The organism is Mangrovibacterium diazotrophicum, assembly GCF_003610535.1.
Classification (GTDB): domain Bacteria; phylum Bacteroidota; class Bacteroidia; order Bacteroidales; family Prolixibacteraceae; genus Mangrovibacterium; species Mangrovibacterium diazotrophicum.
In genome coordinates this window covers 2943985-2969791 of record NZ_RAPN01000001.1, presented here as the reverse complement: position 1 = coordinate 2969791, position 25807 = coordinate 2943985, and the positions used below count along the sequence as shown (strand labels likewise).

Genomic DNA, 25807 nt, shown 5'->3' with positions numbered 1-25807 from the left:
GCCGGAATATCAGGTTTACAGGTCTTAGATTTCGTTAATTATTCTTAAAGCTGAAAATGACTATTTAAGAACGAAACGCCATGGCATACTAATCCAAGGCTCGCCCGCGTAGTTGATTCCGATGCGTGGAGTAGATTGATATTGATTAACAGGTGGAGCGTCTTCAAGCCAAATTCGATTTGAAGTTTCCAGGTTTTCGCTGTAAAAGGAGGCGTCCAGCTGAAGTTCGCGCCCAAGTATGCCCGGCCCGTTAAAGCCGTCGAGGCCACGGATTAATACGGCAGAGCCTTCTCCTTCGTCCCCTGAAACAATGTTTAATAACCAATACATACCGTAAATGAGATAAACGTAGATGTATCCTCCCGCGTGAAACATGATCTTGGTGCGCTTGGTCTTGCCTTTGCTGGCATGACAGGCTAAATCGGCTACTCCGCAATAGGCCTCGGTTTCTGTGATTCGGTAGCGGCGAACTGTGCCGTTCTGGAAGTGTCGAACCAAGGTTTTGCCGAGCAGTTCTTGTGCTACAATCACCGTGTCACGTCGGTAGAAATCGAATTTTAGTCTGATATTCTGTGTTGGCATATTCAAATGTAAAGAAATGGCTTACAATACGGCATAAAAATACCCCTTGCCTTGATTTTTAAATTCAATCAGCGACAAGGGGTATTGTCAATTACTATTTTGAGTGTCAACTAGCCGTTAACTTTTTTTCCAGCTAAATAACGATTTAAAGCCTTTGGACTTAGGTTTGGGATTTAACTCTTCAACCAGGGTTTGATAGATTTCACCCCAAGATGGTAGTCCACTTAAATTGCGGCTATCCAAATACCAATCGGCAACAATTTTACGGCTGACCTCTGAATTAACGCTCTCTTCCGGGTAATTTTTATTCACGGCATAGAACTCCAGACCCCGTTTCCGGCAGTATCTGATTGCTTCCGTTAAGTGCTCGCCGTGTCGCGAAGTCCAAAGAATTATGCGCACTCCTTTTTTCTGAAGCATCAATAAACTGTCGATCGCAAATGGAATTTCTTCACCGATAGCCGGAAATTTATTTTTTACGATCGTCCCATCAAAGTCAACTGCAATAATCATTTCATTCCTTTTCGTCCAAAAATAGTCAAATATTATTTCTTTTTCGAACTGTCGTCAAAATAGCCTGTTCCTTCACCATAAGCTTTACGGTAGTAGCCTCCATTCCGATGGGCGTAACTACCCAATTTCTTCGGATTAATGTCATTCAAGACAATGCCTGGCTTCGGAATCTTGTTTTTCTTCACAATTTGTTGAAGCATCTCCATTGAGCCTTTTGTGCTGTATTTGTGTCGAACGACGAATAGGTTGCTGTTCGTGTATTTAGCTACCACGGCGCCATCGGTAACCAAAGTCAATGGCGAATTGTCAATCATGATGAGGTCATAGCGAGTTTTCAATTCCTCAATCAATTCTTTAAATTTCTTCGAGGCTAATAGTTCTACCGGATTTGGTGGAATGTCACCGGCAGTGATCACATCCATGTTCTTCAGTTTGGTCGGTTTAATAATGTCGTCAAGTGTATGGTGACCGATCAGGTAGGTGCTCAAGCCGACAGCGTTATTCATTCCAAAGTAGTTATGTAGCGTTGGTTTGCGCATATCGGCACCAATCAAAACGACTTTCATATCATTAAGGGCAATAATAGACGCTAAGTTAGATGATACAAACGACTTGCCTTCGCCAGGCACCATCGAGTGTATCCCGATCACCCGGTTCTCACTTTCGAAATTCAAGTATTCAATACCCGTTCGCAGTTCCCTGAACGACTCCGCCAACACCGAACGCGGGCGCCCAATAATCGGAAGCGGTTCTTTGTAACTGCTGTGCATGATGTCGCTGATTACCGTTAGGCCTGTCAGTTTTTCAATTTGTTGTTTATCCTCCACAGTTTCGTCGAAGAAATCTTTGAGCATTATTATAAGAAAGGGAATGGCTAGGCCGAGGACTAGTGCAACCCCCAGAATTATTTTCTTTTTAGGTCCTATTTTTTCAGTTGTAGCCCATCTTGCGGGGTCTAGGACATCCACATCTGGTACGTTTGATGCTTTCGTGATCTGGGCTTCTGCTCGCTTTTGAAGAAGAAAATTGTAGAGCTCATTATTAAGATCAACCATACGTTTGATGTTAATCAAATCTTGTTCAGTTTGTGGGTACCTGCTGAGTTGTTCATTCACTTCAGATATGTCTTGGTCGATCGATTTTAATTCGTTAGTTGTGTTAAATACTAAGTTGTTTAGATTTTCTTGCAAGCTTTTTCTGAGATAATCGAGTTCTTTATCGATAACTTGTACACTAGGGTTCTTGCTGTGTAAGCTGTACGACAGTGCTTCTTTCTTACTATTAAGTTCACTAAGCCGTACGACCATGCTGTTCAGTCCTTGGTCAGTAATCCCAACAACACTGGGGATAACCATGTTCCCCATATCGCCTTCCTTGTCAATATACTTCAAGAGGTTTTGGTAATACTCCAATTGCATTTTGGCCATCGATCGTTTAGAGTCCAGGTCAGACAGCTTTTCTGCAACTAACGATGCCTCGGTTCCTAGGTCGAAAACCTTCTTGTTTGACCGGTATTCGGTAAACTGGTTACTTGTAGATTTAAGAGTGTCGACGATGTCTTTCAATTGGTGGTCAATAAATTGAATCGTGTTTTCGGAAATTTGATTTTTTTGTTTTAGACCATATTGGATATAAACTTGGCAAAGTTCATTAACGTAAGTAATACACTGGTCTGGCGTTTGCCCGCTGTATTTAATCGTAATTAAGTCAGCTCCTTTAGTAGCATTGTTAATTTTCAGTTTCTCTAAATTCACGAGGGTCATTTTATCCCAATTGTTGAACATGAAATAGTAGTTTCCTTCCTTTGGAACCAACGCCTTTTGAATCGTAAAACTAAAATATTGATTCTCAAATTTTTCGCCGAACACTCCTTTTTTTTCAAAACTAATATCTGTGTCAATTCCTAAAATCTTTGTTTCGCTGTTGACTACGATTTTATAGTGGTTATCGTCTAGGATACTAATGTGAATTGGAACCCCTTTCAGATTAAAAGCGTCCTTCGCGAAGGTAACTTTGTAGGGTTCGGCTTTGTACATGCTATAATCACCGAATGGCATTTCGCGGTACCAAGAGGTTAGCCACCCTAGATTCGCAAGCACTTGGTAGTTTAGACTGAATGATGTTAAGATTCCGATGTGGTTTTCGAGTTTAACATCTGATTTAAGAGGAGATTTGCCGAATAAATTGTCTAAGCTTAACGAACTATTATTTTGCTCTTTTACCAATAATATGCTGTTGGTTTCATAAGTTGAAGGGACGTAAAGCATGTATGCTACAGCAATTGATCCACAAACAACCGTTGATATTACAAACCAATACCAATATTGTAGTAATTTTAGAATAAGCTCTTTGAAATTTAAAGGCTCTTCCTCCCGATAAGCATTCGGTTTTACGTGCATGTCGTTACGTTCCATAGTCTCAGAATATTATAACAATGATTACGATTTCAATCTGTGTGAGATATAAAATAGCCTCCTCTTCAGGATGCGAGTTAAAGTACTGCTTACTTCTAAAAAGCGCAGGAATTTGAGATGGTGATTCATTGTGGAGGTGTAGATGTTATAGTTGTCGCCTTCAATAGCCTTCAGAAATGCTTTTCTTGATTTAGACGTAACTTTGAATCTTTCTTTGTAGATTTTTTTCCTTAATGGAGCAATTCCCTTTTTCCCGGGAGTGACACGTTTTTCCGGTACCCAAAGACCTTTCTTTTGAGTATGTTCAAGTCTGTATGCTAGTCCTTCTCTTCGTTGCCGGAAACCTCCGGATTGGGACTTTATTGCATCTTCTTTTGAAACATCAACAAGATGTATCCTATCTTCATTTTTACCATTTTGGAGTAGTTCATCTAGAGTTTTATTTCGGATTATTATAAGGTTTGTGCCTTTATTATCGATCTCATATTTTGGTAGCCACGCATCGCCAATTGTGATGTCTGCCGTTTCGCCAACAACGTCATCACAGAAGTTGCAGGCAGGTAACATCAAAGCACCCTGATTGAATTTTCCACCAGTGACATTAGAAGTATCTTCTTGAATTTTTTTCTTTCCGTTATTTATCTGAGCACTGTAAACGTAGGCTTTTATTGGGATGTCTTTCGCTTTTGTACGATAGGTGAAACTGTCAATTTGCAGAGTTTCAGACGGAGATAGACCTTTTGCCCAAGCTAATGACAAAGTCCAATTAAGGCTTTTAAGATGGCCGCAAACCAACGATGCTGTGTATTTAATACATTGATTAATCGTTGGGTCGATGAGCTGTATTCTTCTTACCGCTTTTATCATGCATGGTAGTCCCACGAAAAGATATCGTCCTGGATTTGTCCTGACGATATTGAGTGCATCTGATATTTCGGTAACGTGGTATCTAGTTTTTGCACCGTTAATAATTTCCTCTTCACATTTACTGAGTTCATATTTAAAGAAAGGGTCTTGGGGCTTTTCCCTTTTTCGGGTAGGTTTAATATGAATGACTGCATCAATTAATTTATTTCGCAATAATTCCGTTGCAATCCATGTTCCAAATCCTCCGGAAGTCCCATTTTCACGGAACTTTTTTTCTTTAACGAAACCGGCATAGGTAGAGTAGTAATAGCCAAGATGAGAGTCGTAACCCTTGGCTGTTGTTAAAAATGTTTTCCCCAGATTATCTTCGTTATATTCTGGGTTTAGGGACGGACATGCGAATGATATTTTTTGGATATCTTCCTCTGTTTTGACTGACTTTTTTATCAGATTGATGTCAGGCTCATATTCCCCATATTTATTTATTTTCATTGAAGACGAACTAAGGTATGCACACGCTCCGCAGCCCATGCAGTAGTTTCCATCAATTACCTTTTCTATTTCTAACTTCATAACTAAAATTAACTAGATTGTACTTCTTTGAATATCTAACTCTAGAGGTAATATAGATGCTCCTATTCAGGTGCATTCGAAATGAAGAAATCATGTAATGATTCCGTTAGTTCAGTAGAAGCGTATTTGCCCAATTGATGGAGAGATATTGTTTTATCATTTATAATCAGCTTTTCTAATTCATCTAGGTTGTTCGCAGAGTAAACATAACCTAGTTCCAAAAATTTTCTGACAGTGGCCGTTTGGTGTTCATTTCGATGCTCTCCAAGTGATGCTAATCTTGGCATTACAATAATCGGGATTTTGTTTTCTAGCGCTGATAGTATGGTGCCGGTACCTGCGTGAGAGACGATTAAGCGAGCTTCTAGTAGGAGTTTAGAAAATTTTTCAGGAGAAATAAATGCATATGTTTCCATATTCTTTGACTTGTAGTTTTCGTCAAAAACTTGAGCGACGACAGGTTCTTCTATTTTACCTGCAATTTCGTCCATCGCTTTTACAAAGCGCTCGAAAGGTGCTTGAGTACCTACTGTTACGAATATCATGATAAGATGTCTCCTTTATATTTTATTTTATGGTTTGATAGGTGTGGCCACTGCACATAAGTTATCGTTGAAAAGGAAGAAGCAATTCTGCCGCTCATTGATAATTCTTCAGCATTGGCGATGCTTTCGACCCATATAGTCTTGCATCCCATTAGTTTACCTGCAATTATTCCCATTAATCCGGGGGCTGCTCCGGTAGATATGATGAAGTGAGGTTTTTCTTTTTTTATGATCTTTATGATTTTAAAAAGTGAGCCGACTAGGTTTATCGAATTCCACCTACTTCCGTCTGGGATTTCGTAGAATTTTTGATTGGGAACCATGGACGCGCATTTGGCATTTGTGGAAATGAAAATTACTTCCATATTTCTGAACGCCGGTACTAATCTGAGTAATTCTATCCAATGTCCGCCAACTGAGGCTATTGCCATGATTTTCATAGTGTGAGTTGATAGTGTTAAAATGGGAACTGTAATTAGCAGGAGATCGCTTGAATCAAATATTTTTCGGAATTTTTTCTTTCAAGACCGATAATTTCATCGGCTTCATCCATCGATATTAGTGCCTTTGATGTGTCAGGATAGGAATCTCCCGAGAAGACTAGCCTTTCCTGAAGTTTTACTTTTTTAAGTATATTCGATAACCGGGAATTGTTATTCTTAGATTTTCTAACGATTGAATAGAATGGCACGCTAAAGTTGATTGAGAATACGGTACCATGAAAAGAATTTGTGACAACAAAAGACGCATTTTTGATTAAACCAACGAAGTCAGACGGTCCTGCATCACGGATATTGATGATGTTACTGCCATAGTCTTCCGGCGCTGCATCTCTGCATATTCTTACTATCTTGAGTTTATGTTCTGACGCGATTTTTTTTGCGAGTTCTCTTGCATATTTACTTGGGATTAGTGTAACTACGTACAGTAATAGGTACGGTTGATTTGGGCAGTAGCGATCATCCGAAAATTCAGACCATTCCTTTTTGTTTAGTAATAAGGTAGGATCCAGAACGACCGTTGCTTTTTTACCCGTGATCTTTTTCACCAATTCAGCACCGCTTTCCTCTCTTACAGCCAAAGAGTCGAATTTTCCTAATCCCTTTTTATATTCTTCCAATGCATGATCTGGGAGTTCTGAGACGCCGAAACTGGATGCAAATGATATCTTTTTCTTATTAGGTGGAACGAAGTCGAGAAAATAGGGAGAAAGACTAAACCCAAATGTGTAATTCCAAACTTGATCGCTGCCTACGCAGTATACATCGTAGTCCATTTGAGCTCTGTTGAGGGAATTAACAGAAGGATAAGTATCAGTCGTTGTTTTAGAAAACGACTTGTGAAAGTTGTCAAAATTCTCGCGTCTTCTGTTCCTGGTATTCTTGAATGGTAAAGTTTTTAGATTTTCGATTAAAGGAAGCAAAGAAACCTTAAGCTTCTTTTTGAAGTCCAAGGGAACAATGATCTTTTCGTTTTTATCCCTCTGGTGAAGGGGATGTTTTCCGAACAGATATCTGATTAACTCCGCGTCGTGTCCGAGTTGACGTAATTTGTGTTGCAAAGCGAATGCCTGAAGTTCCGCACCGTAATTGTCAACGTCAAAAATTGTTATTATGCCGATTCTTTTCTTTTCCATTCTGTTAGCTGTCATTTGTTTGTTACTGTCATCCGGCCTCTCCAGGAATTAATTAAAAGTTTGTCGATCGGATTATTAATTTTTTTCTTGTTATTTAAAGCGTATTCTGCGGCAGCAAATGCGCCTTTCGCAAACCGCTCCACACCCCAATCCAATATTAGAGTTCGGGCATTTTCTTTCATCTGCAAAAATTTTTCGTTCGGGATTTGCTCGATTTTATGTAGCGTATTAATAATTTGGTTTTCATCGTAAGCACTGAAGGTGTAACCATTATAATCGTCAACAACGATCGTTGAAGAGCAGCCACATTCATTACTTACTCCAACTATAACTCCTGAAGCCATTGCTTCGTTGGCGACTATTCCCCAGGTTTCTTCTTTGAAACTCGGTAGCAAAAGGGCTCTTGCCTGGACAAAGACTTCTTTTATTTTGTCGTGGTTAAGGAATGGTAAGAAGATAACATCATTTCTTCCTTTCGCTATTTCTTCTAAGGTGTCGTGTAAGACACCATCTCCAATCATTACAAGAGGTAACTTGCCCCCCTCTTCTTTGTATTTGAAAAAACATTTTAGTAACCGGGGAAGGTTTTTCATTTGAACTTGTCTTCCACAGGTGAGAAAATAGCTTTGAGGTAGATTATGAAAATGGATATTTTCTACAGAAGTTAGCCAAAAGGCATTGTTGGCAACGTTTAAACCGTAGAAAATTTCTTTCTTTTTGAAACCCCAGTACATCATGCTCTCGTCCCAGGCAGGTGACGGACAGAAGAAGGCATCGACATTCCGGAACATCATTCTTTTTATCTGATGAATGAGTTTGTTGTGAGCGAAGGTATCTTTTCTTGCGTTGCCAAATTCGACGATACCCTTACCGTTTTTTTTTGCCCAGCGAAGAGAAATAATCCCAACAGGAAAAGTTGCTATTCCGGAAAGTACTACGTCCGGATCAATTTCGTTGAGTCTAGTCGTTAGTTTCTGTTCAATTTCTTTGCCATCGACCATATGTGCGTCAGAGCTTGGGAATAGAATTTCCCAGTCATTGATCGCTTTGTCATCATTGGAGAATTCATAACATATGCTTTTGCCAAATAACTCGATGATTTTGAGTTCATGGCCATTTTTTTTGAGATGTTCATGCAGATATTTGATGCGAGCCGGGAAATGTGCCCGGAATTCATGATTGGCAATTACGATCTTCATTGTACATTGACTTTTGTAATGTTTAACTTAGAATTCTTTTCAGCGAGGTTAATCGAAAAGAGCTGGTTCCTTCAGAGAGTGGCAATTGTTTTAATACTTTCGCGCAGGGTTCTGGCATTTATGTCAGCATGTTTTGCGAATAGCTCCATTTGAGAGGGATCTTGGAAACTATACCTGAGCTCTGGAGAATATACCAAAGAGCTAAGTTCCAAGTCATTTATAATAGCAATTAATTTTTGGTGCTTGACGATATCGGTGACAACATAGCTTTTGGTATTTAAGATCATTGCAAATAGAAATACATGAAGCCTGTTAGTGATAACAAATTTCGAGTTTCGATAAAGTTCAGATGCTTGGTCGAAATTCAGAATATGATCTATGAAGATTAATTCTATTGAAGGGAAAACGATTTTTAGTTTGTCGAATAACACCATCGCGGGCTCTCTGTCACAATCAACTTGATATGAGAGTTTAACGACGTTAATCTGTGCCTCTGAGACTATTTGACTCACTAATGAGATTGTGTTGGAAACTACAGTGTCGAAGTAGTTATGCTCAATTTTCTTCCCGATCAGCGAACCTCGTAGGGAGATGACAACCCCTTCTTTTTCGATCTTAGTCTCAGGGATTGGATTAAGCTGCGGGTGTCGGTAGAGTAAGAAAGCGAGATCGGGACCTAAGTGGATATTTTTTAATTTCCTCGTTTTTAGTTGTTCATAGTTTCTCTTGTCCCTGAGCATAACGTGATCAGTTTTTTTGCATACTTTCTTGTATAAGAACCAACTGTCGTTTTTAAAAGGGCCAAGTGTTATTCCGAATTTGTAAATTTTGATATTTAAGAGATGGTAGATGTCTGCTTTTACGATGTCAGAAATCGCTTTGAGTAATGTTTTCAAATGTTTCTTTTTCTCTGTAACATGTCCTGGAGTATCGAAAACGATTCTATATTTATTTTTAAATGCAATATTCGAGAATATTTTGAGCTTCTCCAGGAACAGGCTTTTGCTGTTTGAATCGATTATGTTGAGTTTGTTTTTGTCCGGATTATTTTGGACGATCAAATCGTAAACTTCTGCTCTCGGTTTTCCTTTAAGGTAAACCTCTGAATGATTTAGTAATTCCCGAATAAGCAAAACGTTAATAAGTACATCCCCTAAGTTGCCCTTTATGATTCTACTCGGATAAAGTATTTTGTTCATTTATTTATATTTAACGATGCTACAATAGAGTTCCCAATAATTTTTTTCACAATTCGTGATACTAAAGCTTTTTGCAACAGTTTTTCGTTGGTTAAATTCTTCTCTATCTCTGTCTTTATTGTTTGTGAATTTTTCAAGAAGCGATGTTAATTCGGATTCGGAATTTGCAATGTTTCTATGGTCTACTTTTTCAATTATTTCTACAAGTCCACCCCCGTCTTCCATAACCAGAACGGGTTTTCCAAGATGGAGACATTCGACTGCTACCAAACCGAAAGGCTCAGAAGCAGAGGCAAATACACAAATGTCCATTGCGTCCTGGTAGTCTGTAACATTGCTTTTATAGCCGGTGAATGTCACTTGGTCTTGGATCTTTAAAGCTTTTGTTAGTGCTTGTAATTTTTCCTTCTCCGGGCCATCGCCGACAATTAAAAGGACAGTGTTTGAATCTGAGTTGGTGAGACCAGAGAAAGCTTTGATCAGTATGTCTACTCTCTTCCAAGAGATCAATCGAGAGGTTGTGCCGATGATGAATTTACCACGTAAATGAGGGAAATCCTGATATACATTTTCCTTGTTGTACCTATTGTTGAAGTATACTCCATTATAGATGACCCTGTTGTTCTTCGTTTTTACTCCCTTTTCTTTCCAAAAATTCTGAGTATAGATTGAGTTGCTAGCTATGCCATCTATTGTTTGATTTAAGAACTTTTTGAATAGGTAGGCTTTGAAATCGCGGTAGGTAGATTTCTGACGAAGTAATGTACCCGCACTATGAACAGTATAAACGTGTTTTGTATTCGAAAACCTGGAAAGGAATGCTAGGTTTGGTTTAAAAGTATGCCAATGTACAATATCATAATCATTAATCGTTCTAAGAAATTCCCGATACCTTTTGAACGACTTCCCGAAAGGCGGTATAGGAATATATATAATTTTTAACGGGAGACTTTTGATCCGAGGATTTGTTATTTTATGCTCTTCTTGTAAACAAAGAATTGTGACCTCTAAGTTTTTATTCGTTAATTGTTCTTGTGACAAATAAAACAAGAAGCTCTCTATTCCTCCGTTAAGGAAATCGTGAATTACATGCAAGAGTTTCGTCATCTTCAATATTATTAGGGCAATACAACTTTGCTATGTTAGACTTGCGCTATTTAAACTCCAAAGGCGGTATGTGCGTCGTCCCTGTTATGTTTTTTTCCCCAGGGAAAGCAATTTAGTTTTGCAGGGGATAGGGTGTTGGCTCGTAAATCTCGCCACTGTATTCCATATTACTATCTCCAAATGCAACAGCACAGAGTAAGAATACTGATATTGCAGGGACCCCCATGGCTAACGAATTGTTCGTGCTGCTGATAAGTAGAAAGCACAGTACGACGAATATTTTTTGGAACTTGTTGTATGGAGTTAAATAGCGTTTAAATAGATTGTAGAATAGTATCGTTAGTATTACCGTATAGATTATACCAAACCGGAAAATATAGATTAGCCAGTAGTTCTCAATATGACCTAATCCTACAGTATTGGCCATGATATACATGGTTTCAGGTGATACCCCCCCAAAGAGAAATGATCCAAAACTATAATAGTCAAATATTTCAAATATACGTAGGCGGGATGTACCACTATTATCAAAAAGTTCCATTGAGAGTAAGCGTCCACCGATACCCGTATTAAAGATTAGGTAAAGTATAGCTAGTAAACCAATTGCCCCCAATGCGATTAACCAAATTTTCTTTGAGACTGAATATTGTCGATCCCATAATCTGTTCATGATGTAGATTCCGGCAAACCCCCCCCAGGCTAATATCGAGCTTCTGGCATTAAAGCATAGAATCGCAACGTATCCCAAAAGCCACAAAGCGTATTTCTTTTTTTCCGGGAGTTCGGAAATCAAAATAAAACTCATAATGACAGTGGTGCATAATGCATTGCTCAAAGGATGTCCCATTAATGCTGTGCTTCTGAATTCTGCTATGCTTTCATATTCTATCGAAACTGTTTCGTCCTGTAAGGCTAGGGTGAAAGGGAAAAAATTAGTATGCAGGACTCGTTCTGCAATTGCCAGACCGGAATTTAAAATTAAGAAGCCCAGTAAAATAGTTTTGATGTCGGTTGTTGTTCTTGTTGGTTTATATGCGATAAAATAGGTCAGACTTATAGAGAGTAGTACTGGTAATAATATTGAGTTTGAGAAAATCGAAAGTCCAGAGTCATATCCCAAAGCTGTCATTGTTAGGATTATTATAATGCACAGGGCGAAAATATTTACTTCAGTGCGATTGTACCTCAAGGTAGATTTTGGCTTTTGTGTCAATATCCAGGAAAACAGTAGCATCAGAAGCCAAAAAGCCGGATAAGACTTTTGATAAAAAGGACCGTTCGAGAAACCGATCTTCCAGCCCAAGTAATTTAGTACTGTAGGACCAAGTGTAAGCAGAAGTAATGTTGTGATGTAGAAAATATTTCTCATTTGGATTCTTCTTCTTCTTAATAGAGGCGGTGGACTCGTTTTTTGATTGAGCGTATGGTTCTGTCTATTTTTCTGACTGCTTGGGAATAAAGCGCAAATTCAACCGGATAGACAGTTGCCGTTGCGTATAAAATATGGAGTTTCCTGCTGAACGTTTTTAAATAATCTGAATTGACGATGACATTTAAATCTTCTTTAATGAACTCTTTCTTGAGGATGTTAAATCTCTTTAAGTACAAGAAATAGTCGAAGAACAAGTTTTTCAAAATTGAACGGGAGAACGCGGTAGCATTTAATTCATTATCCTTGTGAAATCGTAGGAGGTCATTAAAAACTAAAAGGTTGCAATATGCTCTTTCGTGTTTTTTATTACTGTTAACAGCAGAGTTAAAACGATCGATATAATAGTATAAGCACCTGTTTATAGCTTTTATTGAATGGCTTTTTAAGAAGCATCTTGCGATAAACGCTTGGTCCTCTGAAAACGGAATATCTTCCGGAAAGCGAATTTTGTTTTTTTCGATTAATTCGGCTTTGAAAGCATAAGACCAAACACCATGGGAATAATGCTCCTTGAGGATGTAGTTATTTGAGTTTTGATACAACCTAGATTTTTCAGGGCAAATCGTGTATGCATTTCTGGTTGAAACCCTTTCAACGCCAAATTGAATAATATCAGGAGACTCGGTGTTGAGCAACTCGATTAAGCTATCGACATAGTTTTCTGTTACATAGTCATCAGAATCAACAAAGCCAATGTATTTTCCTTTAGTAACAGCTAGTCCTGTGTTTCTGGCTTTGCTGACTCCTCCGTTTTTTTTATGTATGACTGTAACTCTGGAATCTGTTTCTGCAATCTGGTCGCAAATTGCTCCCGACTTGTCAGAGCTTCCGTCATCAACCAGGATTATCTCAATCGCGCTCGATTTGTTGACAACGATACTATCTACGCATTTTCGGATGTGCTCTTCTACGTTGTAAACCGGAATGATAATAGAAAGTGTGGGCATACAGTGATCATGCATATTTTCCAACGATGGGTTGAATGAACGAGTTTTGCAGAAATTGTTGCGAAGACGCTCGTTTTTCAGATAGTGCGGATTGAATTTTAGAATAGTCAATCGGAGAAAAGGAGCAATCTTCAGCTTTCTCAATTATTCTGTGGGTCAACCCCAGATCTTGCAATAAAGATTTAGGACGGTTGTTGTGACTATCCAGATTTACCAGGTAGAATGGCTTCTCGTATATAATGGAGAATGCTGTCCCGTGAAAAGAGGTTGTCACAATACAATGGGCGTATTTTATTAAACTCAGATATTCCATCGGGCCCATTGTCTCGAAATGATTCTTTACAGGTATGTTGTACTTGATTGTGGATTCTAAATGAATGATTGTTGAATTCGTCTGGTTCGCGATTTGCTTAGCGACATTCTCGACCTTTGGGGAGAATGCAACCTGATAAACCAAAATGTATTTACCTTTTACAACGGGGGAGGCTAAAATTTCATTGTAGTCTTGTGCCTTTAGCAGGAATGTCGGGTCAAATACGTGAAAGATTTCTTTCGAAACGATCTTTCGTAGTTGATCGACAGTGTTTTTCTCTCGAACACTTATACTGTCAAACCGGATTAATGAGTCTTGAATCTGTAACGTGTTTTGGGTATTGAGCGTTTCATTTCCCATGCTGGCAGCATAGCTTATCAACTTAAAGTCTTTTTTCTGCTCAATATCTCCCCAAAATACAGGATCATGGCTTCCGGTGATTTTATTATTCCATACCTGATCGCTTCCGATGATGTACAGGTCGTAATCGAGATCGGCAAAGTCAGAAGGGGTATAGACGGTAGATTTCGGATTTAATTTATTCTTGATAAAATTGTCAAAACGGGTGAAGCGTCTGTAAAACCGATTGAATTTAAAAGCGACGCTAAAGACGAGTGTGGCAATATTTCGACGTTTGAAGAAATTCTTAAAATCACTTCTGGTGTTAACGAATGTACGATAATCTATAATTTCAACGTCGTTGCCTGTTGTCGCAAGGTACGTTTTTAACGCCCATGCCTGTAATACAGCTCCGTAGTTGTGGGCATTGTGGAATGTTAGTATCGCAATCTTCATGAATCTTAATCGTTAATCGTTTGGTGAGTTTTCTCGATAGTGTACCTTTTAGAGATAGCAATTTTGAATTCTTCTGGTGGATATCCGCAAGTGATCATTGCGATAAATACTTCAGAGTCTTTGATATTGCATACTTCCCTCATTTTGATGTCTTTGTCGCGGGGATTGCTACAGTTTAGTATACAAGCTGCTATTTTGTGAGAATGCAAGGAATATAGAAGATTCATCGCATACATTCCTCCGTCAACATACGCCTGGTAACGTTCGGCGGTATTCGAAAAAACACCCAATTCAGATGTTATAACAATGAGTTTATTCGCTAAATGTCCAAAGCCTCTGTTTCCGCCTTGAACCTCCAGTATTTTGTTGATTCGATTTTTGTTTGTGTAGACGTAGGTCCTCCACGTTTGGCGGTTACAGGCTGAAGGTGTGTTTTTAGCCAATATCAGAACATCTTCAATTTCTTTGATTGGAACTTCTTCCTGGCTGTAGTTACGTATGCTCGATCTTGATTCTGAGAACTCAGGAAAAGGATCTTCGATATGGCTAAAGTAAGCCGCTTTCGATACCTCTCTTTGAGAACAAGCATTCATCCCTTGAGCGGATTCTTTTATCTTACTTAGCGCTTGTATTGTCTCTGCGAGTAAAATGTAATTTTCCTTTCTATGAAAGTCTTCGTACTCTAAAATGACCTGTATTGCATGTGCTACTTGCTCGTCCGCGTTACCATAGAGGTTGATGTATTTGATGCAGTTGTTAATCAGGTTTATAAGTTTTGGTTGACCAAATCCAAGCCGGGTATCAGGCATCGTCAATCCTTTTTCGATAACGTGGTACTCTTTTATAATGTCACCAATCAACTTATCGGCTGTGCCATTCCCAATCGAGTTTGAATGGAGAACATATTTGGTGTAGTCATATTCGTATGATTTTTTCAGACCTTTTTTGAAAGAGAAAACTTTTTTCTTCTTTTTATATCGGTCTAACAACTCAGGCGGAATTATTTTTTTGACTGTTTGCTTAAGCATTGCGTCTGGTTTTTAATTTATGTAGTGTTTCGAGGATGTATCTTTTTTCGTTCATTGTCAAGGCAATCAGATATATGGCCAACGTGGAAGTTATTATTCCGGTAAAGCCGACAATAAAAACGCGGGCCATGCTTCTAGGGATTTGTGATGATAGAATTGAGGGTACTGCGTAGGCTACAAGAGCCGCTGATAAACTAGGAAGAATGACTTCCATCAAATATTTTTTTACAGGAAGTTCAACTAAGTCTTTTAATATGAGTAGCCTGAGGAAGAGGCAAATTACAGAGTTGACAATAGCAACATACATAACGGTTTCGGGAGGGAATCCACCTAGAAGAAGAAAGTAGGAGACTGGTAGGGCCAGTAGCATCGTCCCACCAACAGCCGTTTGGTATTTTCGTATTTTACCTGTAGCCTGAGCGGCTGTCATTAATGGAAGTGACAAAGAATCAATTAGCGCGGTCAATATGACTAATCTGGTGAATAGTGTTACGTACTCCGGAACCTTTTTAAGCCACAGTCCAATAATAAAATTGGTCTCAAGCAACATAGGCATTGAAATGATAAATAGTAAAAAGAAAGAAAGCTTTGAGCTTTGAAATACTAGTTTTAGCATTTGCTTGTTCTCGCCGCCCGCATAGTGTTTAACAATTTGGGGTCGGGTAGCTGTCATAAAATTTTGGGCAAAGCGATTGATCGCAGCGCTCACCTGGTATGCTATTGCTCTGGCTGCATTAATGGTCGGTCCAAAGAAGAGATTTAAAATGATGTTAACCCCCTGATTATTGAACATTCCCGCTAAAGCACCAAACAAGTTCCATCCCGAATAGCCAATCAATTTATAAAATAACGCTTTGTCCCAAAAAAAGGAGTAGCGGTAATGTTGGAATTTACGTTTGCAATATGTGCGATAAATTAGCGTAACAAGCGTGGTTACAGAAAACATTAGCACCGAGTATAGCTTTAGTTTGTCATATGGAGAAAAAACAAGTAAAAAGACTAGAATAAGCTTAAGCACCACTTCCAATATACTGACGTATGCATATACAGTCATTTTTTCCTGTACTATAATCGCAGCATTGTAAGGTATTGTGAACATGGTCATCATGAATGTCAGAATCGAAAAATGGAAAACCCATTGAGCTGCGTCCATTCGTTCCGGCGGAATGGTCATCTTATGGGTCAAAAACCAAAGTCCGACAGTTTCCGCGAGTACGACAATTATTACTGCTATGATGAGATAAATATTCATCGTCATACTGAACGTTTGTGTAAGTTTCCCCATGTTATTTCGTCCTAGTTCAAAGGCGAAAAAACGTTGAGAAGCGGAAGCCATGGTGCCACTTAAAAAAGCAAACATGGTGACGACTCCACCGACGACATTATATAGACCGTAATCAATAGTTCCGAGCGTGTCCAGTACAACCCGCACTGTATACAAGGAAACTCCCATGGTTAAGAGCATCCTGATATAGAGCATCATCGTATTCTTAGCGATTCGCTTGTTGTTTGCGGAAGTAGACATGAGAGAGTGTTCTGTTGATGTTGAGGGCTTATATTTTTGCTCGATTGTAATTACATTTCCAGGAGCAGAAAAGATTTTATTGTAGTTCTATGTTGGTTTACCATCTTTTGGTTAGTGTGATGGCTCCACCCAGAGAATTGTATAGTAAGTCTCCTTGATCGATCGAAAATTTTACGCCCAGTTCAAGGTTTTTGCCAACGAGCTTGCAAGTTTCCAGATAACCGGAGAATTGATTCTGTTGTCCAAAATAGGGTGGTGGGAAATATCGTATATGGTCTCCCAATCCTCTAGCAGAGGGGCTGGTGGTGTAATTCCCATAGTTCATCGAATAGCTTAGAAGTGTTTTACAATAGAATCCGCTAATGGAAAATTCTGATGCAAGATGGAAAAGCATCAGCCGATTGTTTGAGAAACTTTGAAATGTTGACTTCGGTTCGGGTAATTCGTCTCGCGCGTACTTAACCTGAGTGAAGAATGGGTTACCCAAATTTTCTCCCTGGTAGGTCCAACCAGAGACGTAATAGGGGTTGTCATAGTAGTCCTCGAAACCGGAATTTCTTGGTTTTGAATCAGGCTCTCCACCCTGGCTTTTGGAATAAAGAAATTCAAACAAGATTTTATTCCAAGTAAAAACAGTATTCGAATTTGGGACTTTATTCTTTACGCTAAGCCCCCAAAGACCGTCTTTTGCATTTGCAAAGGTTGCGATAGCACCAGCTTCGTAGAAAAATTGATGGTACAGAAAGAACGATAATTTCTTGGTATCATAAGTCAATGCTTGGTCTATGGAACCCACATGATTGCCTATTTTGGTTGCTGGTATATTCTTTTTTCGATATGTTTTTCCTATAAAGACATATTTAAAGGTTTCCCATTGAGAGAGATCCCAACTGTTATAAGCTTCATCTTCCCCGCCCCAAATTGCTTGATGGTTTATCCCTCCGTAGAGTTTAACTTTCCAATTTGGCTTGCCAAGTCTCCCGTAAAAACTGGTTTGGTGATAATAAGTTTCGGTGTAGAAATAATATTTCCAATTTCGATAGTAATTTTTTCCGAACCAACCGTAAGATAGGTTGCCTTTGACGGCAATAAGTTTTCTTGTAAACGGGATATCCCAATATTCAGGGAATCCGATTTCAACTTTAGGAATACCTAAGGCATTGCCGGAGAGTGAGAATGCTCCACTGGAGAGTGTGCTGTCAACTAATCCGGTAAAATCCTTGAAGCGACCACCTTTGATCTCAAACATACTTATGCGGCCTTTCACGTAGCCCTCAATCAAGAGAACTTCATTCTTTGATTCGTTGACGTTAAATCGCCCTTCGAATCCTGCCGCCCAATCAAGAAGTTGCTTGCGGTTCTTATTGTACTCCTTGTGAGCTCCGGCCAAGACAGAGCCGGAAAACCCATCCAAGGGGATACTCCCGTACTGGCGGCTTCGCATCCAAAAGGGAACCAGACTGTCAGTTGTCAAGATAACTCCTGTCTGGATGAACGCGCCGTAATTTTTTGTTTTTGGGGATTCATACACTTGCTGAGAAGTCCCACTCGAGGTATAATATTTAGGATAAGCAGGGCTATTGGTGACTGCTCCGAAGCCATCTTGCTTCATCTCTGCGAATAGGGCATACCTGGTCGGAGAGCCACTCCCTTCCACTTTAGATAAAGTAGGAAGTGTCTCGTTCGATTGTGCATGTAGCGTGTTGCTAAAGCATGCCAATAGGAGTATGACTATGTAAAGAGAAGAGCAGATCAATTGAGCCGCTTTTCCGAATTTTAATTTTCTCATGATTTTTCCGTTGATCTCTTAAACACTGATCGAAGTCAAATTTGATTTCGACTTCAGGTATGTCCTGACTGATCGACGCTTCAATAGACGTAAATCCCGAACTAAACCAGTTTGGCTCGATGTTGAAAACGCATCGTTTAAAGAGCCGAATACAAATTATTTTATGCTTTAAAAGTCGAACCCCGAATGATTAAACCCTGAAAGGTAGATAGAAGCGCATAGCTTCGCCTCGTCAGTTACATGTAGTTGTAATGCTGAAAAAAATGATTGAATTACTAAGTCCTAGGTGAATCTTATTCTTTTACCTTTCGGAGAAAAAGAGTCACAAGTCTAAATTACGACAATTGATGTTAATATGTGTTAAGCCAATGCAAAGTTGGATGAATGAGGTGAATTGGTGATTGAAAGCGTAATTTCAGAACACGAAATGAGAAAAATAATGTTTCACAGCACTTTTTAAGGATAGAGTCGTTTAGATTAAATTAACAAAAACCGAGGCGGCTGATCGGTTGATTGAGGATTTGTTGACAGATTGTTTGGATTTGCAAGGGGGTGGAAGCAAAATGAATAGTCAGTCGATGGAGATTTTGATGTTTTAGGAAGGTAATATAGATATCAGGGGGCTTTTTTTGGGGAAGCGTGTCTTAATGCAAAGATCATTCAATTAAAATTAAAAAGCCCCTGCTACCAAAGCGAGTAAACGCAAGGAGCAAGGGCCTGCTGCTATTTAACAACGAATCAGCCGTAAGTATAGGATGAGTTTTCAAGCCGGGGCTATTAACTCAAGGACGAGGAATATCGGATTTTAGATGGTAGTCAGGCTACAAGTAGCCAGGTGCTTGCTGCAAGATTATCCTTGACGGATTAACGAATAACGATTACAGAACGCAAAAGCCTAAGATAGCGGAGAGGGAGAGCACCGGGAACAGAGTAATTGATTAACGATTAAGGGCAGCACTTGGAACCTCTAACTCAAAACTGTAACCTTATAACTGACAACTCCCGGGGCTACCATTGACTTTAAATAACCAGTGTTACTTCTATCACATTTTCAAACTGGTCAGCTTCTCCGCCAACTGAAAACAGATGCCCGACGAACCGGAGTGACAATTTCTTCTTTACCCGTTACGAGCCGGTAGATCTCTGTCCAGTTGGGAAGGCCGCCCAGATTGCGGTCGTCAATGTAACAATCGGCGACAATCTTGCGGCCCGCTTCATGGTTATCTGTCTCTTCAGGGAAGTTCTTATTGATGGCATAGAATTCCAGCCCCCGGTCTTGACAATAGGCTACCGCTTCATCGAGCAATTCGCCGTACCTCGATGTCCAAAGGATTAATTGGAAACCATCTTCCTGTAGCTGGCGTAGTTTGTCAATCGCCAAGGGGATTTCTTTACCGATTTTTGGGTATTTATGCTCGACGATCGTGCCGTCGAAATCAATGGCTAAAATCATTTACTTTCTTTTTCTTGCCGGGTTTAAAATCATTCAGACTGCCTTTCCCGTTCGTGTTTTCGTCAAAGTAGCCGTCGCGTTTACCATAGTAGCCTTTCTTATAGTAGCCACCACTATAATTATAGCTATAGCTGGCGTAGCGTTTCGGGTTAATATCATTTAATACAATGCCGGCCTTCTCCATTTTGTTCTTACTGATAATTTGTTTCAGTTTCAGAATGAGTTTGCGTGGTGTATATTTTTGACGCACGACAAACAGGTTGCTATCTGTATAGCGGCTAATGACCGCACCGTCTGTTACCAGGTTCATCGGAGAATTGTCGATGACCACAAGGTCGTAACGTTGCTTTAGATCGTCGATAAGATTTCCGAATTCGTCAGAACTCAACAATTCAACCGGGTTTGGAGGAACAATCCCCGATGTTATGACATCCAGGTTTTCCAATTCACTGTGTTTGATCACTTCATCCAAATCGTGATGGCCGATCAGGTAAGTGCTTAGACCCACTTCTTTAGGTAAGCCAAAATAGTTATGCAGTGTCGGTTTGCGCATGTCGGCTCCAACGATCACAACTTTCATCTTGTTCATGGCGATCATCGCAGCCAGGTTGGAGGCAACGAATGACTTACCTTCTCCAGGAATTGTAGAGTGGACGCCCAGAACACCATTTTCCTTGCCGAGGCTCAGGTACTCGAGGCTCGTACGTAAATCGCGGAAGGATTCGGCCAACACCGACCGGGTGTGCGTGATCACCGGCAAAGGCTCACGGTAGTTGCTGTGCATAATATCGGCAACAACCGGTATGTCGGTTAGTTTTTCAACCTGTTCGCGATCGTGCACTGTTTCATCTAAAAAGTCCCGGATAACTATGATCACAAAAGGAATTGCCAAGCCCATAATTAGCCCGATGATCAGGTTTAGCTTCTTACGGGGACCGGTTTTTTCGATCGTATCATAGCGCGCCGGATCCAAAATGTCGACATCCGGTACATTGGAAGCCTTTGTAATCTGGGCCTCAGCCCGGCGTTGTAACAGGAAGGTGTACAATTCGTTGTTCAGGTCTACCATCCGTTTGATGTTGATCAGGTCCTGTTCGGTTTGCGGATACATGGCCAGCTGTTTGTTTACCTCTGCAATGTCTTTCTCAATCGATTTAAGCTCGTTGGTTGTGTTGAAAACCAGGTTGTTCAGGTTTTCTTCCAGGCTCTTTCGCAGGTATTCGATCTCTTTGTCAATGACCAATACGCTCGGGTTTTTGCTATGCAAACTGTAGGAGAGGGCTTCTTTTTTACTATTCAGCTCGCTCAAACGAACCACCATGCTGTTTAAGCCCTGGTCGGTGATGCCAACCACACTCGGAATGACCATGTTTTTCATCTCGTCTTCCTGGCTCGCGTATTTGCGAAGGTTTTCGTAATACTCGAGTTGTAATTTAGCCATGGAGCGTTTCGAATCAAGGTCCGAGAGTTTCTCTGCAACCAGCGAGGCTTCTGTCCCCAGGTCAAATACCTTTTTGCTGGAACGGTACTCTGTGAACTGGTTGCTGGTCGATTTCAAGGTATCTACGATGTCCTTCAACTGGTGGTCTATAAATTGAATCGTATTTTCTGAAATCTGATTCTTTTCCTTCAGCCCGTATTGAATGTACACATGCGAAAGCTCGTTCAGATAGGTAATCTCTTGGTTCGGGTTTTGTCCCTCAATCTGCAGATTGATCAGATCCGCATTTTTATTAACGGCGCTGATCTGGAGTTTTGCGAGATTAGCCAGGGTGAGTTTCCCCAGATCGTTAAACACAAAGTAATATTTCCCTTCTTTAGGAGTAACCGCTTTTTGCAGGGTAAAACTAAAATACTGGTTCTCGAAGGGCTGTCCGAACACGCCCTCTTTTTCAAAGACAACTTCGGTTTCAATCCCCAATAGCATCGTCTTTGCATCGACGTCAACTTTGTAGCGTTTATCGTCTAAAACCTCAACATGGATGGGAACTCCTTTTAGGTTAAACGCATCGGAACTGAATTCAACTCGGTAAGGTTCGTTTCCGTACATGGTAAAATCGCCCAGTGGCATCGATTTATACCACGAAATATGCCAGCCCAGGTTTTCCAAAACCTGGTGGTTCATCGTGAATGAAGTCAGCATGCCGATGTGGTTCTCGATTTTCACATCTGATTTTAGCGGTGAACTGCTGAAAATATTATCCAGGCTCAGGCTTTCAGATTTACTGTCTTTCACGATTAGTACGCTGTTCACCCGGTATTGAGGAGGCGCGAAATGATTGAACACAAAAGCTGCACCTACACCCAGAATCGCAGTCAGCAGAAACCACTTCCAGTAGTAAAGTATTTTAAACAGAAAATCTTTGATGTTCTGCGGTTCTTCCTCTTTCGGTAGTAAGAGTTTTAGTAATTCTTCGTTGTTATCCATGTTTCAGGTCAGTAAAATTATTCTATTTGTTGATTCGTTGTTTTCGAGTTACGCGTTGTGGGTTTTGAGTTACAGGTTACGGGTTTCAAGAGTAAATCAATCCATCAATCCATCCATCCTTCTATCCCTGTAAACTGCGACTGATCACTTATCACAGGACTCTTCGCTCTTTGCTCCCAGCTCTCTGCTAGGGTAACTGAAACCGATAAGCCAATCCTGCAGCCGGTTCTCCAATTCCGTACCAGCCACCGTAAAGCGAAAGGTGTTTCCATAGTAGCACCGAGACTGCACAGTTGAGGTGCTTTGAGTCATATTCCGCCAATAGCTCCAGCCAGTTTAGTTTTGCCGGGTAAAAACGAAGGCCACCAAACAAGCCATTCAAATTGCTCTTCCCTTTAAAACGGAACCCATAACCAAGTGTGAGTTTCAGTCGATGGTCTTGAATCGGCAGTGTTTTGTCAGAGACAAGGTAGATACTGGCAAAGGTTTGATTGTTTTCTTCGGCTGTGTGAGTGTAAAAGTCGTTCATGCCAAGTAAAAGAGACGGGCGGGCGGCCTTTTCTTTCCATGCTCTCAGTTTTAGCCCGAAAGAACGATCTTGTTGATTGAATACACCAGCATTGTCTTTTAAGAAGGTTAAGTAGTAGTTCGCTTCCAGAAAAGGAAGAAAACTAATGCTGAAAAAATAGTTAGCGGTGTTATAATGGATACGAGCGGTTTCGATTCCTTCCGGTAGATAATTGGAACCAATTATTACGGTTTTATCCGGGCGCAATTCTCCCCCGGGGATCTTTAGTAAACCACTACCGCCGATGTATTGTTGAGCGGATAGTTGACTCGAAAATGCCAGAATTGTAAGCCCAATCATAAGACAGATTTTGAGTGCGCCTCTAGCAGCTGGTTTTGTCTTTCGACCGCGTCGGCTCAGCTCAGCACGATGGACATCTGTTTCGGACGTTGCATCAATTTTCTCACGACAAGGAGTCTTCCGTTCGGGAAATCGCCTATGCTGCAAGGTCTGATTTCCGCTATAGTGAAACGAATGCGAAAGCTGCTGGATGAAATTGGTTTCCGCAGCTTTTGCGTTGCGTTTTTTTAGAACTGACAAATTCAATGAAGATCAGGATTAGTTCGACGCGCCGCCATCGTGGTCGGGCAGAGAGTTCAGGAATGCTTGTACGAATTGCTGAAAATGATGAATGCTGATGCAAACCATCGTTGCAATTTGGCGCTTTTGCGCGTCCGTAAGTGCAGCCGTCTGCTGGTTGATATAGGCTGCCTTGTCGCCTGATGTTTTGAGGACTTCAATCTGTTCGAGTGTTGGGATGGTTGTTTGACTGATAAACTTCTGCATCGTCACCACTGCTTTGTAATAGTCGTCAGCATACAGGTATTCTGCCGAACCGCTCACCTCGATCCGGAAGTCACTCCATTCCTCGCTCCCTGCCATATTCGAGGCAATCTGATTCATTTCCGTGCCTGATGTAAAGCCGGGTAAAGTCGCAAAGCGGCTGACAACCGTCTTGTAGGTCGCCGCGTCGTTTTTCAATAACAGGGAGGTTTCTTCTTTACTCAGTGTGATTTGTGCTTCCAGATCGGCAACAACATTAGTCAGGTCAACACTGCTGAAGGTTTCAATGCTCTCTGTACTTATCACCTCTTCGGCTACCGTGGCAGCGGCATCAACCTCTTCCGGTAATGCATCCAGGCTGGTCGCCGATGTGATAGCGGAAGAATAGTCGGTTGCTACACTAACATCCAGGATGTCGTCGATCGTTGTAAATTCCGGATCTTCATCACGGCAGGCATTCAGGCTGCAAAGTCCGAGAGTTAAAAAGGCGAGTAAAATAAAAGGTGCTTTCAGAGTTTTTTCCACGTTCATCATTTTGTTTTCGATTTATTGATTAAATAGTCTATGTATTGCGGGTAAAGATCCATTTCTGAACGGTTTTCGCGCGGGCTCGTTTCATAGTACCGGGCGGTCGTAAGGGCGCCCTCAAGCGTGTATTCCTGGTCGAAGTAAGGGGCAACCATCACGCGAACGGCATGTTGGTGGCGATGACGGAACGGGTCGATCGGAATAGCTACATGGAAGCCACCATTGGCATCGCCACCGGCATACGAGGCATAAAAGCCGACACTTACCTGCCCAAAGTGACGGGTCAAGTCAACGCGTGTACCATAGTCGCCGGCAAAGTATCGACCGGCTTGCACATCGGCCCGCAGGTTATACCGGCTTAGGTAATACGAAGCCCGGACATTCCAGCTAAGATCTTCAACAGAGCTGTGATCCCAATACCAGTTTTTCACATTCGAGTGCCCGGTCAATCCTATCTGAGCGCGAACACTCCACGGACTGTTTTGAAAGAACTTGTACCATTTCAGATCGGCGCCGTAGCGGCTTTGGTTGAAATTACCAACTGTCAAGGCAATTCGGTTCAGGTGGGGGAGGTTGAATTGCTGACGGGCGGTCAGGAAGCCCGGACGGATATAGTCGCCGGCGTAATCCAGGTCGTTATACAGAGGGAATAGCATTTGACCGGTTAACAACATGCCGCGCCAGGGCGAATATTCGAGGGCGGGAGCCAGGTTGAACTGAACCTCGTAGATTTTGTCGTAATAGGTATTCTGCAAACGAAGCTGCGGGAAGATTGTAAAGGTGACTCCCGAATGCACCGAACGTAGGGGCTTTTGCCATTCAATCCGTTTAAAGTACGTTCCGTCGGCATAGTTTAATTCAAAAGCACGTTGGGAGCTGCCATCGGTTTGTTCGTCGCTGTTTTGGACAGAAACAGCTGATCCGGCGCTTTCCAGGACATAAGTCGCTTGTCCCTGCTCGAGCATAACAATGCGGATGGTCGTTGTTGCTGGGTAATGGCTGCTCAACAAATCCAATGCCTTCCGGAAATCTTTGCCCGGCGAAGTTTCCAGGCCACGTTCTACTGTGCAGGTCACAATCGAATCGCCTTCCAGCATACGTACAGCCTCCAACCGGATCTCTTCGAACCCGGTTTCCCGAAGTTGTTGTTGCACTTCTTTAGCGGCCTGTTGGGCCACAGCCGTTCCCACGACCAGCGTCGCTGCCAGCGTGTGTAAAAATCTTCGCGTTAAGTTTCCCATGTTTTATTTTTTTATTCAGCTTCGCAGAGGTGGGTGCGTGTTGGTTTAAGTTCCAAGTTTCTGGTTTCAGATTTCAAGTTCCGGCTAATTCGATTTCAGCAATCGTTATTCGTTAATCCTCAATCGTTAATCACTAATCAATCGCTCTGCTCTTTGCGCCTTGCGTTTCTTGTCCGGCAATCTGGAAATCCGGTGTCTGAAAATCTGTCTCTTAGGGTTCGAGTTCTGGGTTCAAATCGTTAATCCATTTTAACCGCAGAGGACGCAGAGTTAACCGTAGAGTTTTTTTATTGGTTATTCTATATTGAATATTTATTATTGGGCGTTAATGTAAGTTCCATG

At 41.0% G+C, this 25807-nt stretch carries 21 protein-coding genes; all 21 read right to left on the bottom strand.

Annotated elements, in window-relative coordinates:
* Positions 1 to 60: 60 nt before the first annotated feature.
* Positions 61 to 582: a DNA-3-methyladenine glycosylase gene (locus BC643_RS11715; RefSeq protein WP_245994921.1), complete on the bottom strand. Its 522-nt coding sequence runs from the start codon at positions 580 to 582 to the stop codon at positions 61 to 63.
* Positions 583 to 699: 117 nt separating this feature from the next.
* Positions 700 to 1095 (bottom strand): BT0820 family HAD-type phosphatase, encoded by a 396-nt coding sequence (locus BC643_RS11710; RefSeq protein ID WP_120273264.1) that lies wholly within the window; start codon positions 1093 to 1095, stop codon positions 700 to 702.
* Positions 1096 to 1127: 32 nt separating this feature from the next.
* On the bottom strand, positions 1128 to 3509 hold the full coding sequence (locus tag BC643_RS11705) for a GumC family protein (protein ID WP_120273263.1): 2382 nt from the start codon (positions 3507 to 3509) through the stop codon (positions 1128 to 1130).
* Between the two features lie 24 nt (positions 3510 to 3533).
* On the bottom strand, positions 3534 to 4949 hold the full coding sequence (locus BC643_RS11700) for a Coenzyme F420 hydrogenase/dehydrogenase, beta subunit C-terminal domain (protein ID WP_120273262.1): 1416 nt from the start codon (positions 4947 to 4949) through the stop codon (positions 3534 to 3536).
* Between the two features lie 62 nt (positions 4950 to 5011).
* Entirely contained in the window at positions 5012 to 5494 is a 483-nt protein-coding gene (locus tag BC643_RS11695) for a glycosyltransferase (protein ID WP_120273261.1), read from the bottom strand.
* Positions 5491 to 5934 (bottom strand): glycosyltransferase family 28 protein, encoded by a 444-nt coding sequence (locus BC643_RS11690; RefSeq protein WP_120273260.1) that lies wholly within the window; start codon positions 5932 to 5934, stop codon positions 5491 to 5493. The genes BC643_RS11695 and BC643_RS11690 overlap by 4 nt, the downstream gene beginning before the upstream one ends.
* Before the next feature lie 35 nt (positions 5935 to 5969).
* Positions 5970 to 7130: a polysaccharide pyruvyl transferase family protein gene (locus BC643_RS11685; protein WP_170154530.1), complete on the bottom strand. Its 1161-nt coding sequence runs from the start codon at positions 7128 to 7130 to the stop codon at positions 5970 to 5972.
* An 11-nt stretch (positions 7131 to 7141) separates the two neighbouring features.
* On the bottom strand, positions 7142 to 8329 hold the full coding sequence (locus BC643_RS11680) for a glycosyltransferase family 4 protein (protein WP_120273258.1): 1188 nt from the start codon (positions 8327 to 8329) through the stop codon (positions 7142 to 7144).
* Between the two features lie 71 nt (positions 8330 to 8400).
* Entirely contained in the window at positions 8401 to 9528 is a 1128-nt protein-coding gene (locus BC643_RS11675; RefSeq protein WP_120273257.1) for a polysaccharide pyruvyl transferase family protein, read from the bottom strand.
* Positions 9529 to 10635 carry a glycosyltransferase family 4 protein gene (locus BC643_RS11670; protein ID WP_120273256.1) on the bottom strand — a complete coding sequence of 369 codons (1107 nt, stop codon included), beginning with the start codon at positions 10633 to 10635 and terminating at the stop codon, positions 9529 to 9531.
* Positions 10636 to 10747: 112 nt separating this feature from the next.
* Positions 10748 to 12004: a VpsF family polysaccharide biosynthesis protein gene (locus tag BC643_RS11665; RefSeq protein WP_211338042.1), complete on the bottom strand. Its 1257-nt coding sequence runs from the start codon at positions 12002 to 12004 to the stop codon at positions 10748 to 10750.
* Between the two features lie 17 nt (positions 12005 to 12021).
* A complete protein-coding gene (locus tag BC643_RS11660) occupies positions 12022 to 13014 on the bottom strand; it encodes a glycosyltransferase (protein ID WP_120274249.1) in 993 nt (330 codons plus the stop codon).
* A 7-nt stretch (positions 13015 to 13021) separates the two neighbouring features.
* A complete protein-coding gene (locus BC643_RS11655) occupies positions 13022 to 14122 on the bottom strand; it encodes a polysaccharide pyruvyl transferase family protein (protein WP_120273254.1) in 1101 nt (366 codons plus the stop codon).
* Between the two features lie 5 nt (positions 14123 to 14127).
* Entirely contained in the window at positions 14128 to 15150 is a 1023-nt protein-coding gene (locus BC643_RS11650; RefSeq protein ID WP_120273253.1) for a nitroreductase family protein, read from the bottom strand.
* Positions 15143 to 16675, bottom strand: coding sequence for a lipopolysaccharide biosynthesis protein (locus tag BC643_RS11645; RefSeq protein ID WP_120273252.1), 1533 nt, complete (start codon positions 16673 to 16675; stop codon positions 15143 to 15145). Before BC643_RS11645 ends, BC643_RS11650 begins: the two co-directional genes overlap by 8 nt.
* 97 nt (positions 16676 to 16772) lie before the next feature.
* The gene (locus BC643_RS11640) at positions 16773 to 18464 is read right to left on the bottom strand and encodes a capsule assembly Wzi family protein (RefSeq protein ID WP_120273251.1); all 1692 of its coding nucleotides are present in this window, start codon (positions 18462 to 18464) and stop codon (positions 16773 to 16775) included.
* Positions 18465 to 19524: 1060 nt separating this feature from the next.
* The gene (locus BC643_RS11635; protein ID WP_120273250.1) at positions 19525 to 19917 is read right to left on the bottom strand and encodes a BT0820 family HAD-type phosphatase; all 393 of its coding nucleotides are present in this window, start codon (positions 19915 to 19917) and stop codon (positions 19525 to 19527) included.
* Entirely contained in the window at positions 19901 to 22345 is a 2445-nt protein-coding gene (locus BC643_RS11630; protein ID WP_120273249.1) for a GumC family protein, read from the bottom strand. The genes BC643_RS11635 and BC643_RS11630 overlap by 17 nt, the downstream gene beginning before the upstream one ends.
* A gap of 187 nt (positions 22346 to 22532) precedes the next feature.
* On the bottom strand, positions 22533 to 23213 hold the full coding sequence (locus tag BC643_RS11625; RefSeq protein WP_147377204.1) for a YjbH domain-containing protein: 681 nt from the start codon (positions 23211 to 23213) through the stop codon (positions 22533 to 22535).
* 258 nt (positions 23214 to 23471) lie between these two features.
* Positions 23472 to 24230 (bottom strand): hypothetical protein, encoded by a 759-nt coding sequence (locus BC643_RS11620; protein ID WP_120273247.1) that lies wholly within the window; start codon positions 24228 to 24230, stop codon positions 23472 to 23474.
* Entirely contained in the window at positions 24227 to 25465 is a 1239-nt protein-coding gene (locus tag BC643_RS11615) for a YjbH domain-containing protein (protein WP_120273246.1), read from the bottom strand. The genes BC643_RS11620 and BC643_RS11615 overlap by 4 nt, the downstream gene beginning before the upstream one ends.
* Positions 25466 to 25807 lie beyond the last annotated feature (342 nt).

Coding starts and splice junctions, on each gene's coding strand:
- BC643_RS11630 (WP_120273249.1), bottom strand. CDS start 22,345: ATGGATAACAACGAAGAATTACTAAAACTCTTACTACCGAAAGAGGAA.
- BC643_RS11700 (WP_120273262.1), bottom strand. CDS start 4,949: ATGAAGTTAGAAATAGAAAAGGTAATTGATGGAAACTACTGCATGGGC.
- BC643_RS11705 (WP_120273263.1), bottom strand. CDS start 3,509: ATGGAACGTAACGACATGCACGTAAAACCGAATGCTTATCGGGAGGAA.
- BC643_RS11635 (WP_120273250.1), bottom strand. CDS start 19,917: ATGATTTTAGCCATTGATTTCGACGGCACGATCGTCGAGCATAAATAC.
- BC643_RS11625 (WP_147377204.1), bottom strand. CDS start 23,213: ATGATTGGGCTTACAATTCTGGCATTTTCGAGTCAACTATCCGCTCAA.
- BC643_RS11640 (WP_120273251.1), bottom strand. CDS start 18,464: ATGAGAAAATTAAAATTCGGAAAAGCGGCTCAATTGATCTGCTCTTCT.
- BC643_RS11675 (WP_120273257.1), bottom strand. CDS start 9,528: ATGAACAAAATACTTTATCCGAGTAGAATCATAAAGGGCAACTTAGGG.
- BC643_RS11715 (WP_245994921.1), bottom strand. CDS start 582: ATGCCAACACAGAATATCAGACTAAAATTCGATTTCTACCGACGTGAC.
- BC643_RS11690 (WP_120273260.1), bottom strand. CDS start 5,934: ATGAAAATCATGGCAATAGCCTCAGTTGGCGGACATTGGATAGAATTA.
- BC643_RS11665 (WP_211338042.1), bottom strand. CDS start 12,004: ATGAGAAATATTTTCTACATCACAACATTACTTCTGCTTACACTTGGT.
- BC643_RS11680 (WP_120273258.1), bottom strand. CDS start 8,329: ATGAAGATCGTAATTGCCAATCATGAATTCCGGGCACATTTCCCGGCT.
- BC643_RS11650 (WP_120273253.1), bottom strand. CDS start 15,150: ATGCTTAAGCAAACAGTCAAAAAAATAATTCCGCCTGAGTTGTTAGAC.
- BC643_RS11670 (WP_120273256.1), bottom strand. CDS start 10,635: ATGACGAAACTCTTGCATGTAATTCACGATTTCCTTAACGGAGGAATA.
- BC643_RS11660 (WP_120274249.1), bottom strand. CDS start 13,014: ATGCCCACACTTTCTATTATCATTCCGGTTTACAACGTAGAAGAGCAC.
- BC643_RS11615 (WP_120273246.1), bottom strand. CDS start 25,465: ATGGGAAACTTAACGCGAAGATTTTTACACACGCTGGCAGCGACGCTG.
- BC643_RS11710 (WP_120273264.1), bottom strand. CDS start 1,095: ATGATTATTGCAGTTGACTTTGATGGGACGATCGTAAAAAATAAATTT.
- BC643_RS11655 (WP_120273254.1), bottom strand. CDS start 14,122: ATGAAGATTGCGATACTAACATTCCACAATGCCCACAACTACGGAGCT.
- BC643_RS11620 (WP_120273247.1), bottom strand. CDS start 24,230: ATGATGAACGTGGAAAAAACTCTGAAAGCACCTTTTATTTTACTCGCC.
- BC643_RS11695 (WP_120273261.1), bottom strand. CDS start 5,494: ATGATATTCGTAACAGTAGGTACTCAAGCACCTTTCGAGCGCTTTGTA.
- BC643_RS11645 (WP_120273252.1), bottom strand. CDS start 16,675: ATGTCTACTTCCGCAAACAACAAGCGAATCGCTAAGAATACGATGATG.
- BC643_RS11685 (WP_170154530.1), bottom strand. CDS start 7,130: ATGGAAAAGAAAAGAATCGGCATAATAACAATTTTTGACGTTGACAAT.